The sequence below is a fragment of the Streptomyces lunalinharesii genome (assembly GCF_039532155.1).
In the GTDB taxonomy this organism is placed as follows: Bacteria; Actinomycetota; Actinomycetes; order Streptomycetales; family Streptomycetaceae; genus Streptomyces; species Streptomyces lunalinharesii.
Genome location: NZ_BAAARK010000005.1, coordinates 1 through 17,660 on the forward strand (window position 1 = coordinate 1; position 17,660 = coordinate 17,660).

The 17,660-nt window shown below is 73.0% G+C and carries 16 protein-coding genes; 6 read left to right on the forward strand and 10 right to left on the reverse strand.

Features of this window, described 5'->3' with window-relative positions; genetic code table 11:
- Positions 1–206 precede the first annotated feature (206 nt).
- The 7 genes from ABD385_RS09535 to ABD385_RS09565 all read right to left on the reverse strand — a co-directional run bounded on the left by ABD385_RS09535 (position 207) and on the right by ABD385_RS09565 (position 8,094).
- Positions 207–1,748, reverse strand: a complete 1,542-nt coding sequence (locus ABD385_RS09535; RefSeq protein ID WP_344574643.1) for an MFS transporter — start codon at positions 1,746–1,748, stop codon at positions 207–209.
- 118 nt (positions 1,749–1,866) lie between these two features.
- Positions 1,867–2,889: a class II fructose-bisphosphate aldolase gene (fbaA, locus tag ABD385_RS09540; protein ID WP_344574644.1), complete on the reverse strand. Its 1,023-nt coding sequence runs from the start codon at positions 2,887–2,889 to the stop codon at positions 1,867–1,869.
- 250 nt (positions 2,890–3,139) lie between these two features.
- Positions 3,140–3,682 carry an orotate phosphoribosyltransferase gene (gene pyrE, locus ABD385_RS09545; protein WP_344574645.1) on the reverse strand — a complete coding sequence of 181 codons (543 nt, stop codon included), beginning with the start codon at positions 3,680–3,682 and terminating at the stop codon, positions 3,140–3,142.
- Positions 3,683–3,725: 43 nt separating this feature from the next.
- Complete coding sequence (locus ABD385_RS09550; RefSeq protein WP_344574646.1) at positions 3,726–4,571, reverse strand: aldose epimerase family protein; 846 nt, start codon at positions 4,569–4,571, stop codon at positions 3,726–3,728.
- 102 nt (positions 4,572–4,673) lie between these two features.
- Complete coding sequence (locus ABD385_RS09555) at positions 4,674–5,618, reverse strand: SRPBCC family protein (RefSeq protein ID WP_344574647.1); 945 nt, start codon at positions 5,616–5,618, stop codon at positions 4,674–4,676.
- Between the two features lie 102 nt (positions 5,619–5,720).
- Entirely contained in the window at positions 5,721–7,442 is a 1,722-nt protein-coding gene (locus ABD385_RS09560; RefSeq protein ID WP_344574648.1) for a polyamine aminopropyltransferase, read from the reverse strand.
- A gap of 133 nt (positions 7,443–7,575) precedes the next feature.
- Entirely contained in the window at positions 7,576–8,094 is a 519-nt protein-coding gene (locus ABD385_RS09565) for a DUF2617 family protein (protein WP_344574649.1), read from the reverse strand.
- A 638-nt stretch (positions 8,095–8,732) separates the two neighbouring features.
- On the opposite strand from ABD385_RS09565, the gene ABD385_RS09570 reads away from it, so the two are divergent.
- From ABD385_RS09570 to ABD385_RS09580, 3 genes are all read left to right on the forward strand, one after another.
- Positions 8,733–9,005 carry a hypothetical protein gene (locus tag ABD385_RS09570; protein ID WP_344574650.1) on the forward strand — a complete coding sequence of 91 codons (273 nt, stop codon included), beginning with the start codon at positions 8,733–8,735 and terminating at the stop codon, positions 9,003–9,005.
- Positions 9,006–9,071: 66 nt separating this feature from the next.
- Positions 9,072–10,250 carry a pyridoxal phosphate-dependent aminotransferase gene (locus ABD385_RS09575; protein WP_344574652.1) on the forward strand — a complete coding sequence of 393 codons (1,179 nt, stop codon included), beginning with the start codon at positions 9,072–9,074 and terminating at the stop codon, positions 10,248–10,250.
- Between the two features lie 155 nt (positions 10,251–10,405).
- Positions 10,406–11,644, forward strand: coding sequence for a hypothetical protein (locus ABD385_RS09580; protein ID WP_344574653.1), 1,239 nt, complete (start codon positions 10,406–10,408; stop codon positions 11,642–11,644).
- A gap of 98 nt (positions 11,645–11,742) precedes the next feature.
- Here ABD385_RS09580 and ABD385_RS09585 read toward each other — a convergent pair whose 3' ends face one another.
- Together ABD385_RS09585 and clpB are read right to left on the reverse strand one after the other, a co-directional pair.
- A complete protein-coding gene (locus ABD385_RS09585) occupies positions 11,743–12,279 on the reverse strand; it encodes a YbjN domain-containing protein (protein ID WP_344574655.1) in 537 nt (178 codons plus the stop codon).
- Positions 12,280–12,408: 129 nt separating this feature from the next.
- Positions 12,409–15,060: an ATP-dependent chaperone ClpB gene (gene clpB / locus ABD385_RS09590; RefSeq protein ID WP_344574656.1), complete on the reverse strand. Its 2,652-nt coding sequence runs from the start codon at positions 15,058–15,060 to the stop codon at positions 12,409–12,411.
- Between the two features lie 196 nt (positions 15,061–15,256).
- Here clpB and ABD385_RS09595 point away from each other — a divergent pair, with 196 nt between their 5' ends.
- The 3 genes from ABD385_RS09595 (at position 15,257) to ABD385_RS09605 (ending at position 17,096) form a co-directional block, all read left to right on the forward strand.
- Positions 15,257–15,829 (forward strand): Uma2 family endonuclease, encoded by a 573-nt coding sequence (locus ABD385_RS09595; protein ID WP_344575016.1) that lies wholly within the window; start codon positions 15,257–15,259, stop codon positions 15,827–15,829.
- Between the two features lie 43 nt (positions 15,830–15,872).
- Complete coding sequence (locus ABD385_RS09600; protein WP_344574657.1) at positions 15,873–16,277, forward strand: pyridoxamine 5'-phosphate oxidase family protein; 405 nt, start codon at positions 15,873–15,875, stop codon at positions 16,275–16,277.
- A 414-nt stretch (positions 16,278–16,691) separates the two neighbouring features.
- The gene (locus ABD385_RS09605; RefSeq protein WP_344574658.1) at positions 16,692–17,096 is read left to right on the forward strand and encodes a hypothetical protein; all 405 of its coding nucleotides are present in this window, start codon (positions 16,692–16,694) and stop codon (positions 17,094–17,096) included.
- Positions 17,097–17,203: 107 nt separating this feature from the next.
- Here ABD385_RS09605 and ABD385_RS09610 read toward each other — a convergent pair whose 3' ends face one another.
- Entirely contained in the window at positions 17,204–17,659 is a 456-nt protein-coding gene (locus ABD385_RS09610; RefSeq protein WP_344574659.1) for a heat shock protein transcriptional repressor HspR, read from the reverse strand.
- Between the last annotated feature and the right edge of the window lies 1 nt (position 17,660).

The following is a 17,660-nucleotide window of genomic DNA, read 5'->3' on the forward strand; positions in this document are numbered from 1 at the left end:
GGGGGGCTTGACCGCTGTGGTGCGGTGAGGGGGGGGTGCGGGGGTGGTGTGCAGGACTGCTGCGCTTTACGTCCGGTACACCCCCACCCCACCGCCCCGTCACCTCCCGTAGTGGGGGGAAATTTGGTGGGTGGGGGCTTGGGTGGGTGGGTTGGTGCTGGTGGGTTGGGGCTGGTGGGTCGGTGCTGGTGAGTTGGTGCTGCTGGTCACGGGGGTGGAGGGGGGTGGTCCGTGGTGGGGTGTTCGCCCGGGTTCAGGGGTGGGGCGGCCATGCCGCAGTGGTACGTGCACTCGGCGTGGCAGGGTTCGGGGGTCTCGGGGGCGGTGGGGTGCAGTACGTCGCCGCGGACGGTCAGCCAGGCGATCACGGCGCCGAGCAACAGGACCGCGGCGCACAGCGGCATGGCGCGGCGGAAGGCCGCGGCGAACGCGGGGGCCGAGCGGTACGCCTCCGGGCCCATCCCCGCGAGGAGGGGCAGGGCGGCCACCGCCACCAGGCCGGCGGCCCGCGCCGCGGCGTTGTTGATGCCGCTGGCCAGGCCGGCCCGGTCGACGTCCACCGACGCCAGCACGGTGGCGGTGAGCGGGGCGACCAGGGTCACCATCCCGGCGCCCAGCACCACCAGCGCCGGCAGCACGTCGACGGCGTAGGACGCGCCGGGGCCCACCCGGGTCATCAACAGCATTCCGATCGCGCAGAGCACCGGGCCGACGGTGAGCGGGATGCGCGGGCCGATCCGCTGGCCCAGTTCGCCGGAACGGGCCGACAGCAGCAGCATCAGCACGGTCGTGGGCAACAGCGCGGTGCCCGCCTGGAGCGCCGAGTAGCCGGCGACCACCTGGAGCTGGAGCACGGCGAGGAAGAAGAACCCGCCGAACGCGGCGTAGACGCACACCGTCACCGCGTTGACGGCGCTGAACTGGCGGATCGTGAAGATCTTCGGCGGCAGCATCGGATCGGGCCGCCGCCGTTCCACCCGGAGGAAGACCGCGCCGAGCAGCACCCCGGCCACCGCGGGCACGATCACGCCGGGTGCGGCGCCCCGCCCCGGCGCCTCGATCAGCGCGTAGGTGACGCCGGCCAGCGCCAGCGCGCCCAGGACGGCACCGGCCACGTCGAAGCCCCGCGCCTCGCCCGCCCCGCGCTCACGGCTCTCGGGGACGTGCCGCAGCGCGATCGGCACGCAGGCCACCGCCACCGGCACGTTCAGGAAGAACACCCAACGCCAGCCCGCGCCGTCCACCAGCCACCCGCCGACGAACGGGCCGATCGCCGCGGCCACCCCGCCCAGACCGGACCAGGCGCCGACCGCCCGGGCCCGGTCGTCGGGGTGGAAGACCGCCTGGATCAGGGCGAGGGAGCCGGGGGTGAGCAGCGCGCCGCCGACGCCCTGGAGCGCCCGGGCGGTGATCAGCACCGTGGGTCCCGGCGCCATCCCGCACAGCAGCGAGGCCGCCGCGAACCAGATCACGCCGATGACGAAGATCCGGCGGCGGCCGTACCGGTCGCCGAGCGAGCCGCCCAGCAGGATCAGGGCGGAGAGGGTGAGCATGTAGGCGGTCACGGTCCACTGGAGCACCGCCAGGTCCGCGTCGAGGTCCGCGCCGATCCTGGGCAGCGCCACGTTGACGACCGTGCTGTCGAGCATCGCCATGCCGGAGCCGAGGACGGTGGTCGTCAGCACCCAGCGGCCCTGCGCCGAGGCCAGCCGCACCCCGCCCGGCTCGTTCCCCGCCGGTACGTCCATACCGTGAGCATGCCCCGTTCCGCGGCCGCCCGCCCCTGCGACGGCGGCGTCCCGGACGGCGACGGGCCCCGCAACCGGTACGGCTGCGGGGCCCGTCGAGCCGCTGGGCGGCCGGTGCCTACTTCAGCTTGGTGCCCGTGGAGCGCAGGTTGGCGCACGCCTCGGTGACCCGCTTGGCCATGCCGGCCTCGGCCAGCTTGCCCCAGCTGCGCGGGTCGTAGGTCTTCTTGTCGCCGACCTCGCCGTCGACCTTCAGCACGCCCTCGTAGTTGCGGAACATGTGGTCCGCGACCGGGCGGGTGAAGGCGTACTGAGTGTCGGTGTCGAGGTTCATCTTGACCACGCCGTTCTCCAGCGCGGTGGCGATCTCCTCCTCGGTGGAGCCGGAGCCGCCGTGGAAGACGAAGTCGAACGGGGCGGTCTTGCCGTACTTGGCGCCGACGCCCTGCTGGAGGTCCTTCAGCAGCTCGGGACGGAGCACCACGTTGCCCGGCTTGTAGACGCCGTGGACGTTGCCGAACGAGGCGGCGAGCAGGTAGCGGCCCTTCTCGCCCAGGCCCAGCGCCTCGGCGGTGCGCAGCGCGTCCTCGACCGTGGTGTAGAGCTCGTCGTTGATCTCGTGGGTGACGCCGTCCTCCTCGCCACCGGTCGGGGTGATCTCGACCTCAAGGATGATCTTGGCGGCGGCGGCGCGGGGCAGCAGCTCCTGCGCGAGGGCCAGGTTGTCGGCGAGGGTCTCGGCGGAGCCGTCCCACATGTGCGACTGGAAGAGCGGGTTGCGGCCGGCCTTGACGCGCTCCTCGGAGATCGCGATCAGCGGGCGGACGTAGCCGTCCAGCTTGTCCTTCGGGCAGTGGTCGGTGTGCAGCGCGATGTTGACGCCGTACTTCTCGGCGACCACGTGCGCGAACTCGGCGAGCGCCACCGCACCGGTGACCATGTCCTTGTTGTACTGACCGCCCAGGAACTCCGCACCACCGGTGGAGATCTGGATGATGCCGTCGCTCTCAGCCTCGGCGAAACCGCGCAGCGCCGCGTGCAGCGTCTGCGTGGAGGTCACGTTGATGGCCGGGTAGGCGAACTTGCCTGCCTTCGCCCGGTCCAGCATCTCGTTGTAGACCTCAGGGGTTGCGATGGGCATCTGTCCGCTCCTTGTGTGTGCGGGGTGTGCGTTCTTGGCCCTGACCAGGGGGCGACGACTTCGCCGTGGCACATCTTCCCAGACTCACTGGATTGCTCCACATCGCCCGGATGGCGGCCCTCGGCAGCGCGGACGCCGTTTCACGTGAAACCGGGCCCGGTGTTTCCGGGGAGAACCTGCCCAAGGTTTCCCGTGAAACACCGCGCCCGGGACGACATCGCAGGTCAGCCGGAACGACCCGATCGGGTCGTCAGCTCAGGCCGAGATCGTCGAGCTGGTAGCCGGTGAGGTACGGCAGGCCGGCGTCGGCGAGGGCCGACGCCGCGCCCCGGTCCACGATCGTCGCAACCGCAACCACCTCGGCGCCGGCCTCCCGCGCCGCCTCGACGGCGGTCAGCGGCGAGCCACCGGTGGTGGAGGTGTCCTCGACGATCAGGACGCGGCGGCCCGTGACGTCCGGGCCCTCGATCCGGCGCTGCATGCCGTGGGCCTTCTGCGCCTTGCGGACGACGAAGGCGTCCAGCCGACGGCCGCGGGCGGCGGCGGCGTGCAGCATCGAGGTGGCCACCGGGTCGGCGCCGAGCGTCAGCCCGCCGACCGCGTCGAAGTCCAGGTCGGCGGTGAGGTCGAGCATCAGCTGACCGACCAGCGGCGCCGCCTCGCTGTCGAGGGTGATCCGGCGCAGGTCGATGTAGTAGTCGGCTTCCTTGCCGGAGGAGAGCGTCACCTTGCCGTGCACCACGGCCTTGTCCTTGATCTGCTGCAGCAGCTCGCCGCGCACGTCGTCAGTCATGCGCACGAGCTTAGGACAGCGCCCCGGGCCCGACGTCCGGCGGCTACAGGGCGCGCCAGCTCCAGGTCGTCGAGACCTCCAGCGGGTCGATCGGGGTGACCAGGCGGGGGGTGGTGTTCAGACCGTTCGGCGGGCCGGACTGCGGCTCGACGCAGACCGCCTCGTCCTGCTCGTCGTAGACCACGACCCATTCCGCACGGCTGGCGACCGTCAGCTGGAGCCGTCCCGGCCAGGTCAGCGTCACCTCGACGCCGCTCGGCATCCCGAAGCAGTCGTCCCACGGTCCGGGCCGTGGGGTGATCCGGCGGCCGGTCGGGAGGTGGTCCCCGCCCCGCTCCTCCTGCCACTCGGCGGCGAAGTCGATCCGGACGTCCTCGCCCGCGCCGAGGTTCCGCAGGAACCACGGGTGCCAACCGGCCTGCGCCGGGAAGGAGTCGCCGGCCGCCTCGACGCCCATGGTGAGCGTGAGCGAACCGCCGTCCTCGGCCAGTTCGACGAGCTGGGTGACGGTCCCCGGATAGGGCCAGGGAGCCGCGGGGTCGGCCAGCTCGTAGGTGAAGGCGGCCGCGGCGTCACTGCTCCGCGCGGTGCGCCAGTGGAGGTTGCGACCGGTGCCGTGGATGGCGTGCGGGGGCGAGTTGACCGGCATCTGGTGGACGTCGCCGCCGTTGCGGAACCGTCCCTGGTCGATCCGGCCGCACCACGGAGCCATCGGGAAACAGCCATACTTGGCCCCCTGCCGCAACAGTTCCGTGCCGCCGACCCGCAGGCTGCCCAGCCGGCAGCCGTTCTCCGGGTGCACGGTCAGTTCGGTGTCCCCTGCGGACAGCCGTACGCCGTCCGCGCCGCGCTCCCGCGCCGCGCTCTGCGTGGTGTTCTCGGTGCTCACGGAAGCGACCCTAACGGTGCGACCGGTCGCACGCCGGGACCCGGGCGGGCGCGGGCCCGCGCCGCGGCGCCGACGCCCCGGAAGGGCCCACGGCCCGCCCGGTCACCGGCGCCGCCGCAACACCCGTCCGACCACCACCGCCGAGGCCAGCACCACCGCCGCGGCGGGCGCCGCCCAGCGCAGCGGCACCGAACTCCCGCCGGGCTCCGGCGCGGGCACCGGCGCGTACCGGCCGCGCGGCGGGGCGTGGTCGACCTCCTCCGCACTGCGGCCGATCATCGTCCGACGGGCGTGCGCGGCCTCCGCGGGCGCGACGTCGAACTCGTCGTCTGCGTCGGCGGCGTCGCCGTCGCCGTCGTCGTCGTCGTCGTCGTCGTCGAAGGAGGCCACCTCGGGGACGTCGTCCGCCACCGCGTCGACCGGCTCGTCGGGATCCGCCACCACGCTGACGTCGTCCTCCGCGGCACCCGACGGATCGAGCGACGACGGCGGGACCTCGGCGTCGAAGACGCTCTGCGGCACCGCTGCGGGCCCCTCGCCCTCCGGGGCCCCGTCCACCGGCCGGTCGGTCAGGTCCGACGCGAGGTTCTGCGCGAAGCGGTCCAGCAGCCGGCGGCCCGCGGTCGCCGCGCTCTGCTCGTCGGCGGCGGCCAACCGACCCACGCTGCGCACCGCACCGGCGCACACCAACGTCGTCCCCGGGCCCGGCTCCGACGCGGGGGCGAAGTGGACCGTCAGCGTCAGCGCCACGGTCCCGTCGCCCCGGGTCTCGGTGCCGCTCGCCTCGACGGTCACCGGGGCGAGCGCGTCCGGCGCCGCCGGGTCGCCGTCCCCGGGGCCGTCGGCCGGGTCGCCGCTGACCGTCAGCGCTCCGCGGTAGGTGATGGTGGAGCTCCCGACGCGCAACCGCAGCCGCCCCTCGGGACGGTGGGGGGCCGCATCGGCGTCGAGTTGGACTCCAGGGACACAGCGCGCCACGCGCTCCGGTTCGGTGAGCGCCTGCCGCACGGTCCGGACGGGAAACGGAACGTACACCTCATGCTCCATGACATGGGAGCCTACCCAGCACCCGCGGCACCCGTGCCCGCTGCGGCGCGACTTTTCCCGGCTGGCAGCGGACCGGCCCCGCCCCGGCGGCGCGACGCCCGCTCACTGCAAGTACCGGGGGTGCATGAGCGTCGAGGGCGGCCCGGACCGGTGCGGCTGCGGCAGCCGTCCGGCCCGCAGCACGCTCAGGGGGACGAGGGTGGACGGGGCGTCCGGGGCCACGACGAGACGCGGCGGGCGCCGGGCGGCCAGCACGAAGCCCCAGTACCCGGCGCCGTCCGACGGCAGCGCGGCCGGCCCGCCCGCCCCGTCCGGTCGGGGGCCCGGCGCGAGCGCGCGGTCCGGTCCGCCGGAGAAGTCCGGCCGCCGGCCGGGGACGCGGTACGGCAGGGTGTCCAGGCCCACCGAACGCAGCGTCGCCACCACCGTCCAGAACGTCGCCGCCCGGGCGCGCGGCGGGCCGGCGTGCACCACCAACCGCCCACCGCCGGTCAGCATCCGCGCGGTGAGGCCGTAGAACTCCTGGGAGTAGAGCTTGGTGCTGGCGGTGATCCCGGGGTCGGGCAGGTCGGAGACGATCACGTCGTAGGGCGCCGGCCGCCGGCCGCCCGACCGGCCCTGCCGGCGCAGCCAGTCGAAGGCGTCCCCGGTGACCACCCGCACCCGGGGATCGGCGAACGCGTGCCGGTTGAGGGCGGACAGCCCCGGGTCGGTGCGCGCCAACCGCACCACCTCCGGGTCGATCTCGACGACCGTCACCGACCGGACCGAGCGGTAGCGCAGCAGTTCGCGCGCGGCCAGGCCGTCACCGCCGCCCAGCACCAGGACCCGGGCGTGCGGGCCGCCGGCCATCGCGGGGCCCACCAGGGCCTGGTGGTAGCCCCGTTCGGTCTCCGAGCTGACCTTCAGCCGCCCGTCGAGGAACAGCTCCAGGGGGCTGCCGGAACCTTTCCTCCCCCGCCCCGAGCCGGCTCCGGCGCCGTGCGGACCGCCCGCGCCGCCGATCAGCACCACCTCCTGGACGCCGGTCTGCTCGGCGACCCGGGCCGGCGCCCCGTACACCGCCCGGCGGGCCGCCTGCTCGAACGGTCCGGCCAGCGCCATCCCCGCCAGCAGCAGAGCCAGCACCAACACGTTGAGGCCGACCAGCGCCCAGCGGGCGCGGGGGGTCAGATCGCGGCCGAAGAGCCACAGCACCAGCGCCGCCCCGGCGAGGAGGTTGACCGCTCCGGTGACCAGCGCCCCGGTCAACTGGCCCAAGCAGGGCAGCAGCAGGAACGGGAAGGCCAGCCCGCCGACCAGCGCGCCGACGTAGTCCGCGGCGAACAGGTCGGCCACCGCCCCGCCCGCGTCCTGCCGGCGCACCCGCTGGATCAGCGTCATCAACAGCGGTATTTCGGCGCCGATCAGCACGCCGATGCCCAGGGAGAAGGCCACGAGCGCGATGCGGGACTGGCCGAACCACGCGAAGCAGGCGTAGAGCGCCATCGCGGAGCCGCCGCCGACCAGTGCCAGCACCGCCTCGACCACGCCGAACCCGACCGCGGCCCGGCAGCGCAACCGTTTCGCCAGCAGCGCTCCGACGCCCATCGCGAAGACCATGAAGGACAGCACGACCGACGCCTGGGTGACCGAGTCGCCGATCAAGTAGCTCGCCAGGGCGACCAGTTCGAGCTCGTAGACCAGTCCGCAGGCCGCGCAGACGAAGACCGCGGCGAGCACGAGCAGCCGGCCGAGCCCGGACGGCACCGGCAGCCGCGCCGGCGTCAGGGCCTCCGGCGGCCTGAGCGCGCCGACGACGAGGGGCTCTGGCGGGTCGATCATGACATGAACGCTACGTGACGATTTCGTCGCTCCACGTCACCCACACGAGTGCAGTGTGCTTGCTGTGCACACCAGTTGACGGATGGACGGTAGCGGCGTCGCGCACCCCCTGCCCGCGGCGGGATCGGCGCCGTCAGACGGCGACGGCCGCCCGCACCCCGACCCGCGTGCGGGTGGCCACCAGCCGCCCTTCCTGCGGGTACGCGTGCCACGTGCGCCACCGCACCTGCCCCTGCTGCCGCTGCGCCAACATCGCGGTGAAGGCGTGCGGCGAGCCGGGGAAGGTGCCGGCGAGGCCGTGCGGGTGCTCGGCCACCAGGGCCAACAGCTCCTGCGCCCGGCCGGCGAACGAACCGCGGGAGAGCGTCTCGACGTGTGCGGCGAACTCGTACTCCCAGTCGCCCAGACGCTTGGCCACGCCGAGCGGCAGCGGCGTGCTGCTGCCCGGCATACAGGCGACGGTCTCGGAACAGTTGCCGTGCTCCTCTTCGAGCAGCACCTGGTGCGACGCTCCGAGCAGCCTCAACTGCACGTGGGCGTCGTCGAGTTGGAGGTCCAGTACGGCCAGTGCCGGCAGGGGTTCCCTGCCCAGAGCCCAGGCCAGGTCGGATGCGCGGGTATCGGTGTAAGCCGTTTTCAAGGTGGTGAGCATGGGTCGGCTCCGCAAGCACGCAGTGGATGGTGGGCCGGCCCGCCCGAGATGGGGATCAGGGATCAATGACTGCCTGCCGGCTCGTGCCCACGCGGGGTCCGAGAACTGGGGGATTCTCAAGGAGAGGGAATCACGGATGATGTGGCGCCCACAGCGTTTTTACCCATCTTCGCCCTGGTTTCCATCCCCTAGAGGGCCGTACAGCTCACCTGTTCAACACCCCATCGCCCCATGGGTGTTGGGCGTTTTCTCGCCACGCGCCGGGCGCATATGCAAGGGCGCATGAGCTGGTCGCATGTGTGCCGGCGCAGGGGCGCCGAGGCCCCCGGTACAGGGGCCCGACGGGCCCGGGAAGAGGCGCGCCCACGGCCGCGGACGGGTACGTTCCGCAGTCGTGGGCACATGCGTGCGAGTCTCCGCGGGGGTGCCTCAGCACTCCCGGGTGTGTCTCTCAGGAACCTCCGCCACAGCCGCCACCGCCGCCACCGCCGCCACAGGAAGAACCTCCGCCACAGGAGTGGCCGCCGTGATGGCCGCCCCCGCCGCAGGAGGAGTGGTGGGAATGGTGCCCACCGCCCGACGACGAGCCGCCGTCGGCACCGCCGCCGGCCACCCACCAACTCCCCCCGCTGCCGCTGGTGCTGCGGCGGGACGCCTTCTGTCGGCCGCCGTACCTGCCGGACGAGCGGCTCGCCTTACGGGAGTCGTTGCGCACGGACGCGGCCACCGCCCCCACCACGCCGATCACGATCACCACCACCACCACAGGTCCCCAGCTCATCGCCTCACCCTCCTTCCTCTCCCCCGAAGCGAGACATCGCTCCGTCGGCGCCCTGTGCGCCGGCGCGGCGCCGTCCTGCGCCGCGCGGCCGCCCTGGCCGGCGGCCTCGTCGTCCTTGGTGCGGGGCTGATGCCCGGCCCTCGGCGGCGCAAAGCACAGTTGAGGAACTCCAGAGGTTCGGCGGAGGATGGCGCGCATGGACCGACCGCTGCTCAACCGACGCCTCGCCGCATTCGGCACCACGATCTTCGCCGAGATGTCGGCGCTCGCCCAACGCACCGGCTCCATCAACCTCGGCCAGGGCTTCCCCGACGCCGACGGACCGGAGGAAGTGCGCGAAGCCGCGGTGCGCGCCCTGCGCGACGGCCGCGGCAACCAGTACCCGCCCGGCCCCGGCATCCCCGAGCTGCGCACCGCCGTCGCCGCCCACCAGCAGCGCTTCTACGGGCACCGCGGGCTCTCCTACGACCCCGACACCGAGGTCCTGGTCACCGCCGGCGCCACCGAGGCCCTCGCCGCGTCGCTGCTGGCCCTGCTCGAACCGGGCGACGAGGTCGTCGCGCTGGAGCCCTACTACGACTCGTACGCCGCCGGCATCGCCATGGCCGGCGGCCGCCGCGTCCCGGTGACGCTGCGCCCGTCCGCGGAGACCGGCACGTACCACCTCGACCTCGACGAGTTCCGCGACGCCCTCACCGACAAGACCCGCCTGATCCTCCTCAACACCCCGCACAACCCCACCGGCACCGTGCTGTCCCGCGACGAGCTGGCCGCGATCGCCGCACTGGCCGTCGAGCGCGACCTCCTGGTCGTCGCCGACGAGGTCTACGAACACCTGGTCTTCGAGGGCGAGCACCTGCCGATCGCCTCGTTCCCCGGCATGCGCGAGCGCACCGTCACCATCAGCTCGGCCGGCAAGACCTTCTCGTTCACCGGCTGGAAGGTCGGCTGGGTCACCGCCGCCCCGGAGCTGATCAGCGCGGTCCGCTCCGCCAAGCAGTTCCTCACCTACGTCTCGGCGGGCCCGTTCCAGTACGCCGTGGCCGAGGCACTGGCCCTGCCCGACGCCTACTTCACCGGGCTCCGCGACGACCTGCGCACCAAGCGCGACATCCTCGCCACCGGCCTCGCCGACGCCGGCTTCGGGGTCTTCCGCCCGGCCGGCACCTACTTCATCACCACCGACATCCGCCCGCTCGGCGAGACGGACGGCTTCGCCTTCTGCCGCGCCCTGCCCGAGCGCGCCGGCGTCGTCGCCATCCCCAACGCCGTCTTCTACGACCACCAGGACCAGGGCGCGCCCTTCGTCCGGTTCGCCTTCTGCAAGGGCACCGCCGTCCTCCAGGAGGCGGCGGGACGGCTGAAGCGCCTGTAGGCGGGCGCCCGTTCGGGCCCCGGACCGCGACCGTCCGGGGCCCGTCGCGCGCCCCGGACGCCGTGTCGCCACCCGATCCGCCCACCCCGCTCGCGGCGCGGGGCACCGGCGCCGAGAGTCGGTGGCGGGGCGAGCCGGGTGAGCGGAGGTGGCTGGTGGTCGCCGAGACCGTGGAGCGGACCGGGGGCGTGGCGGCGGCGTCCGCAACCCCGTGGGGACGGGTCGGCGCCGCGGCGCGGCGGGCCCAAACGGCACTGCTGTGGTTCGTCGGCATCCGGCTGGCCGGAGCGGCGTGCGTGGCGGCGTGGGCCTGGCGCACCGGACGGCACCCGCGGTCCTTGCTGGGCGGGTCGTGGGACTCCCAGTGGTACCTGAGCATCGCGCAGCACGGCTACGGGATGGCCGCGCCGGACGGGCGGTGGCCCGACGTGCCGGGCGCCGACCTGGCGTTCTTCCCGCTGTTCCCGTGGCTGGTGCGGGGCGTCGGCGCGGCGCTCCCGGTGCACGCGCTGACCGCGGGACTGCTGGTCGCCTGGGGTGCGGCGCTGCTGGCGGCCTGGGGGATCTTCGCGGTGGGGGAGCGGCTGCACGGGCGGCGGGCCGGGACCCTGCTCGTCGTCCTGTGGGCGGTGCTGCCGCACGCGGTCGTCGAATCGCTGGCGTACACCGAGGCGCTGCTGACCGCGCTGTCCGCCTGGGCGCTGTACGCGGCACTGACCGGCCGTTTCCTGGGGGCCGGGGCGCTGGCCGCGCTGGCGGGGCTGGCCCGGCCCAGCGCGCTGGCGATCGTCGCGGCGGTCCAGGCGGCGGTGGCGGTGCGGGCGTGGCAGCAGTGGCGGCGCGGGCCGGTGCGGCGCCCGGCACCCGGTGGACGCGTGCCCGACGGGCACGTACCGGGCCGGCGGCTGTGCGCGGCCGCGCTGCTGGCGCCGGTCGGATGGCTGGGGTACGTGCTGTGGGTCGGGCGCCGCACCGGCCGCGGCCCGCTCGGGTACTTCGAGGTGCAGGCGCGCTGGGGCTCGCGCTTCGACTGCGGGCGGGACGCGCTGCGGGCGGTCCGGCGGCTGGTGCTGCTCGGGGCCCCGCCGGCGTACCTCATGACGCTCGCCGTGGTCGCGGTGGCGCTGCTGCTGTACGTGCTGCTGGCGGCGGACCGGCCGCCGGCCGCGGTGCTCGGCTACGTCACGGTGCTGGTCGTGCTGGCGCTGGGCGGCACCGGCTACTTCGCGTCGAAACCGCGCTTCCTGCTGCCGGCCTTCCCGCTGCTGCTGCCGGCCGCGCTGGCGCTGGCCCGGGCCCGCCGGCGCACCACCGCCGTGATCACCGGCGGGCTGGCCGCGCTCTCCCTCGGCTACGGGCCGTACCTGCTGACCCTCGCGGCGATGCCGCTGTGAGACGGCCGGGCCGTCGGCCCCGCGGGCGGGCACGACACGGGCCCCGGACCGACGACGGTCGGTTCCGGGGCCCGGGCAGCCGCGGCGCGGACGGGGTCTCAGGCCTCGTCGTCGCCCGGCTTCTCGTCGGAGTCTCCTTCGATCTCGGCCTCCAGACCGAGCTGCTCGACGATCCACTTGTCGAATTCGATCGAGGCACGCACCCAGCTGACCGTGCTCGACACGAAGTGTTCGAGCGAGACGCCGGTGCCGATCAGGATCGACGCCTCACCGATCAGACGGACGCTGCCGTCGTCGTGGGTGTGGGTGTACACCTTGGGCCAGAGCGTCCGACGGTTCCAGTCGTCGATCGCTTCCAGCAGCTTCAGCTTCTCGTCGATGCCGTGGACGCGGTCGTAGAACGTCCGGACGGAGAAGATCTCCTGCTCCGCCTCTCCACGGAACATGAAGTACGTGCGGAACTGCTCCCACGGGGCGGCGAGGTCACCCTCCTCGTCGACGACGTACTTCAGCTCCATCTGCTCGAGGAGCTGCTTGACCAGGTCCTGGTCGGGGACGACGGGACCATCAGGCCCCGACGGCTGCGGTTCGGGCTGGCCCCCGAAATTCGGAATCGAGGACGGGTCGATGCTCACCGTGGAATTCCCTTCGTATGGACCCTGCCATCCTCCCCCATACGCGCCCGGTCCTGGCAAGCCCGGTACTGCGGACCGGCGCGTATGGGGGCGGCGGGCGGCCCCGCCGGGGGCGGCGGTGGCCGTCGATCAGGCGGCGGGGCGCACCGCCCGGACCGTCAGTCGCTCGCCGTCTTCGGCCACGTCCACCCGGACGGTGTCCCCGTCGAGCACGTCGCCGGCCAGGATGGCGCGCGCCAGCTGGTCACCGATGGCGGTCTGGACCAGCCGGCGCAGCGGCCGGGCCCCGTAGGAGAAGTCCGGCGCCGGGGCGCCCGCGACCGGTTCCCGGCCGAGCCAGGCCAGCCAGGTCAGCGCCCGGTCGGTGACGTCCAGGGTGAGCCGGCGGTCGGCCAGGCGGCGCTGGAGGTGGTCCAGCTGGATGCGGGCGATCCGCTGGAGCTGGTCGGTGCCGAGCGGGTGGAAGACGACGACGTCGTCCAGGCGGTTGAGGAACTCGGGGCGGAAGGCGGACCGGACCGTCTCCAGCACCTTCTCCTTCTTCTGCTCCTCCTTGAGCAGCGGGTCCATCAGGAAGGCGGAACCGAGGTTGGAGGTGAGGATGAGGATGGTGTTGCGGAAGTCGACCGTGCGGCCCTGGCCGTCCGTGAGGCGCCCGTCGTCGAGCACCTGGAGCAGGATGTCGAAGACCTCGTGGTGCGCCTTCTCCACCTCGTCGAGCAGGACGACGCTGTACGGGCGACGGCGGACCGCCTCCGTCAGCTGGCCGCCCTCCTCGTAGCCGACGTAGCCGGGAGGCGCGCCCACCAGCCGGGCCACGCTGTGCTTCTCGCCGTACTCCGACATGTCGATCCGGACCATCGCCCGCTCGTCGTCGAAGAGGAAGTCCGCCAGCGCCTTGGCCAGCTCCGTCTTGCCGACGCCGGTCGGTCCGAGGAAGAGGAACGAGCCGGTGGGCCGGTCCGGGTCGGCGATGCCGGCGCGAGTGCGGCGCACCGCGTCGGAGACCGCGCGGACCGCCTCGCCCTGACCGATCAGCCGCTTGCCGAGCTCCTCCTCCATGCGCAGCAGCTTCTGCGTCTCGCCCTCCAGCAGGCGCCCGGCCGGAATGCCCGTCCAGGCACCGACCACGTCCGCGATGTCGTCCGGACCGACCTCCTCCTTGACCATCGGCTCCTTCGCACCGCCGGCGCCCTTGGCCGCCGACTGCTCCGCCTCCGCCTGCGCCGCCTCGGCCAACTCCCGCTCCAGCGACGGGATCTCCCCGTACAGCAGCTTGGAGGCGGTGTCGAAGTCGCCGTCACGCTGGGCGCGTTCGGCCTGGCCGCGCAGGTCGTCGAGGCGCTCCTTCAGCTCGCCGACGCGGTTGAGGCCCTGCTTCTCCTTCTCCCAACGGGCGGTCAGGCCGCGCAGCTCCTCCTCCTTGTCGGCGAGGTCCTTGCGCAGCTTCTCCAGCCGCGCCACGGAGCCGGCGTCGGTCTCGTTGCGCAGCGCCAGCTCCTCCATCTTCAGCCGGTCCACCGCGCGCTGGAGCTCGTCGATCTCGACCGGGGAGGAGTCGATCTCCATCCGGAGCCGGGAGGCGGCCTCGTCGACCAGGTCGATGGCCTTGTCCGGCAGGAAGCGGGAGGTGATGTAGCGGTCGGAGAGGGTGGCCGCGGCCACCAGCGCGGAGTCGGCGATCTGGACCTTGTGGTGCGCCTCGTAGCGCCCCTTGAGGCCGCGCAGGATCGCCACCGTGTCCTCGACGGTCGGCTCGGCGACCAGGACCTGCTGGAAACGCCGCTCCAGCGCCGGGTCCTTCTCGATCCGCTCGCGGTACTCGTCCAGAGTGGTCGCGCCGACCATCCGCAGCTCGCCGCGGGCCAGCATCGGCTTGAGCATGTTGCCCGCGTCCATGGCCGAGTCGCCCCCGGCGCCCGCGCCGACGACGGTGTGCAGCTCGTCGATGAACGTGATGATCTGCCCGTCGCTGGACTTGATCTCCGCCAGGACGGTCTTGAGCCGCTCCTCGAACTCACCGCGGTACTTCGCGCCCGCGACCATCGCGCCCAGGTCCAGCGAGACCAGCCGCTTGTCGCGCAGCGACTCGGGGACGTCGCCCTTGACGATCCGCTGGGCCAGCCCCTCGACCACCGCGGTCTTGCCGACGCCCGGCTCGCCGATCAGCACCGGGTTGTTCTTCGTCCGACGGGAGAGCACCTGCACCACCCGGCGGATCTCCTGGTCCCGGCCGATGACCGGGTCCAACTTGCCCTCACGAGCCGCGGCGGTGAAGTCCGTACCGAACTTCTCCAGCGCCTTGTACGTGCCCTCCGGGTCCGGACCGGTCACCCGCTGCCCGCCGCGGCTGGCCTCGAAGGCGGCCAGCAGCTTCTTGGCGGTGGCGCCCTGCTGCTCCAGCAGCTCACCGGTGCGGCCGCCCTTGGCGGCGATGCCGATGAGCAGGTGCTCGGTGGAGATGTAGGCGTCGCCCAGCTCCTTGGCGCGCTGCGCGGCGTCGGCGATGACGGCCAGCAGCTCGCGGTCGGGCTGCGGCGGGGCCACGGTCGAGCCCTGGACGCTCGGCAGCCCGGCGAGCTGCCGCTCGGCGCCGGACCGCAGCGGGGCGGCGTCCGCCTCGACGGCCGCCAGCAGGTCCATGACGTTCTCGTTGTCCTGCCCGGCGAGCAGCGCCAGCAGCAGGTGCGCGGACGTCATGTCCGCGTGCCCGCCGGCGATCGCCCGTTCGTTGGCGGCGCTCAGCGCCTCCCGGCTCTTGTTGGTCAGCTCGGCGTCCACGTCTGCCTGGTCCTCCTCGTGCGTTCCGGCGCTCCGCGCGCTTCCTATCCAATCCTGCCTTGGCCAACGTGCAATAAGTTGAGTCTACTCCACTCAAGGCTCACTCGTGCGAGCGAAACGTCGATGAATATGCCTACGACATTGACCAACCGAGCGACGCTGGCCTTCGACCGCAAGGAGGTGCAGCATGACGGCTATGGCACACGAGCCGATGCCCACGCAGGACGACTCCCTCCTCAAGGGCTTTCTGGCCCTGGAAACTCCGGCAGGCTTCCGGGCCGAGCTCATCGAGGGGGAAATTGTCGTGACACCGCCGACGGACGGCGACCATGAGGACTACCTGGGCATCATCGGCATGCAGGTGACACGAAGGTCCGCGACCGACATGCAGATCTCGGGGTACAAGGGGCTCGTCCTTGCCGGCACGGACGGCCAGCCCGCGGACCACGTGATCCCCGACGCCACCATCGCCCCGTACGCGATGCGTCTCTTCCGGGGGGCGGAGCCATGGATGCCCAGCAAGGGCGTCGCCATGGTCGTCGAGGTGACATCGAGCAGGCCCCGCAATGACCGTGTCGCCAAGCGCCACGCCTACGCGCGCGGCGCCGTTCCCCTCTACCTTCTCGTCGACCGCGGCAAGTCCGCGGTCACGATCTTCAGCGAGCCGAAGGGCGACGACTACCTCACCACTCACACCGCCCCCTTCGGTGATCCCCTCCCCCTCCCCGCCCCCTTCTCCTTCGACCTGGAGACGACCGACTTCGCGTGACCGGCCGGGGCCGTCCGCCGCGGCCCCCACTAACCTGGCCCCCATGGCCCACGACCTCAGCGCGCTCACCCCCGAGTACCTCGCCTTCTGGGGCGAGTACCTGATGCCGACCCTCACGACCCTGCGGGCCAACGGCACCCCGCACGTCGTCCCGGTGGGCGTCACCTACGACGCCGAGCAGCGCCTCGCGCGGATCATCACCCGCAAGGACAGCACCAAGGTCAAGAACGTCCTCGCGGCCGGCGCCGACGGGGCGCGGGTCGCGGTGTGCCAGGTGGACCGCGGTCGCTGGGCGACCCTGGAGGGGATCGCCCGGGTGCGGACCGACGCGGAGACGGTGGCCGACGCGGTGCGCCGGTACGCCGAGCGGTACGACCGGACCCCGCAGCCCAACCCCGACCGCGTCATGATCGAGATCGCGGTGACCAAGGCCCTCGGCCGGGCCTGAGCGCCGGGCACCCCCCATCACGGACAGGTCTGGACCTGTCCGAAACCATGCCCTCCGGATCCGCCCTTCCGCACCCACCTGGTACTCAAGAACGGCAGGAACCGAACACCTCCGCACATCGACGGGCGGCATCGGCCCTGTCCCGGGCGGAAAAACGGCAGCTGGAGGCCGCATGGCGTCGGCATTGGACAACACGACGACGACTCCGCGCCGCCCACCGGGCAAACGGACGGTGCGCCCCCGCCCCACCGCAGAGAACTGCCCCCGGTGCGGCGGCCAGTTGGCCGTGAACCAGGACGGCTGGAAGATCTGCCACGCCTGCGGATACGCCTCGCCGCCCGGCACAGCCCCTCCACCCAGGGCCCTCGGCGGGGGTATCGTCGCCCCCACTGTCGCCACGCCCCGGAGGGCACGATGAACTCGGTCCGAGTGACGGCGATCGCCTGCCTGATGCCGCTGTCCGAGCTGGACGAGGATCCGTTCCTGGTCGATGACCGCAGCCAGCACGCCATGTGCAAGCAGTGGGCGGCGGCCCGTGACTACCGGCTGACCTGCCAACTCAGCCTGCACCAGCTGCGCGCCGACCACAGTGCGCTGTGGCACGACGTCGAAGAGGGCCTGGTCGACGTGTTCGTCACCCCCAACCGCCGGGCCCTGGAGTACGCCATCGACGGCGCCGACGAGTTCGGCGCGCGCTGCGCGGCGGCGGGCGTCCGCCTGGAGACCGCCGACCTGGACGAGCCGGTCTACACCCTCGCGATGAAGTCGCAGGTGCACCGCCGACTGTCGATGCCGACGGCCGGCTACGACGGCCGCTGACCGCCGAGCCCGCACGGCCCGGTGCGCCGGGCCGTCGCCGGTCCCGCGACGCACGAAGGGCCGGGGTGGTGCGCCCACCCCGGCCCTTCGCCGCATCCGCTACGGCGTCAGTCCGACGGCCGCTTGGGCCGCCAGACCACCAACGCGCTGGTCTGCTGCACGTCCTGGTACGGCACCAGGTCGCGACGGTAGGAGGCGTGCACCGCCGCCTCCCGCTGCTGCATCGCACTGGCCGCGCCCTCCAGGGCGCCCTGGAGCTCGACGACCCGCTGTTGCAGGGCCGCGACCTGGTTCTCCAGCTCGATGATGCGCTTGATGCCGGCGAGGTTGATGCCCTCCTCCTGCGACAACTGCTGGACGGTGCGCAGCAGTTCGATGTCGCGGGCGGAGTAACGACGACCCCGGCCGGCGGTACGGTCGGGCGAGACCAGACCCAGGCGGTCGTACTGCCGCAGGGTCTGCGGGTGCAGGCCGGAGAGCTGGGCCGCGACGGAGATGACGTACACCGGTGACTCGTCGGTCAGTTCATAGGGGTTACGACGCTGCCCGCCCCGGCTGTCCATC

What these genes read in the sequence shown, in the direction of transcription:
- ABD385_RS09610 (WP_344574659.1), bottom strand. Translation starts at nt 17,659, where the DNA reads ATGGACAGCCGGGGCGGGCAGCGTCGTAACCCCTATGAACTGACCGAC.
- ABD385_RS09535 (WP_344574643.1), bottom strand. Translation starts at nt 1,748, where the DNA reads ATGGACGTACCGGCGGGGAACGAGCCGGGCGGGGTGCGGCTGGCCTCG.
- ABD385_RS09575 (WP_344574652.1), top strand. Translation starts at nt 9,072, where the DNA reads ATGGACCGACCGCTGCTCAACCGACGCCTCGCCGCATTCGGCACCACG.
- ABD385_RS09595 (WP_344575016.1), top strand. Translation starts at nt 15,257, where the DNA reads ATGGCACACGAGCCGATGCCCACGCAGGACGACTCCCTCCTCAAGGGC.
- ABD385_RS09565 (WP_344574649.1), bottom strand. Translation starts at nt 8,094, where the DNA reads ATGCTCACCACCTTGAAAACGGCTTACACCGATACCCGCGCATCCGAC.
- ABD385_RS09600 (WP_344574657.1), top strand. Translation starts at nt 15,873, where the DNA reads ATGGCCCACGACCTCAGCGCGCTCACCCCCGAGTACCTCGCCTTCTGG.
- ABD385_RS09560 (WP_344574648.1), bottom strand. Translation starts at nt 7,442, where the DNA reads ATGATCGACCCGCCAGAGCCCCTCGTCGTCGGCGCGCTCAGGCCGCCG.
- ABD385_RS09605 (WP_344574658.1), top strand. Translation starts at nt 16,692, where the DNA reads ATGAACTCGGTCCGAGTGACGGCGATCGCCTGCCTGATGCCGCTGTCC.
- pyrE (WP_344574645.1), bottom strand. Translation starts at nt 3,682, where the DNA reads ATGACTGACGACGTGCGCGGCGAGCTGCTGCAGCAGATCAAGGACAAG.
- fbaA (WP_344574644.1), bottom strand. Translation starts at nt 2,889, where the DNA reads ATGCCCATCGCAACCCCTGAGGTCTACAACGAGATGCTGGACCGGGCG.
- ABD385_RS09555 (WP_344574647.1), bottom strand. Translation starts at nt 5,618, where the DNA reads ATGGAGCATGAGGTGTACGTTCCGTTTCCCGTCCGGACCGTGCGGCAG.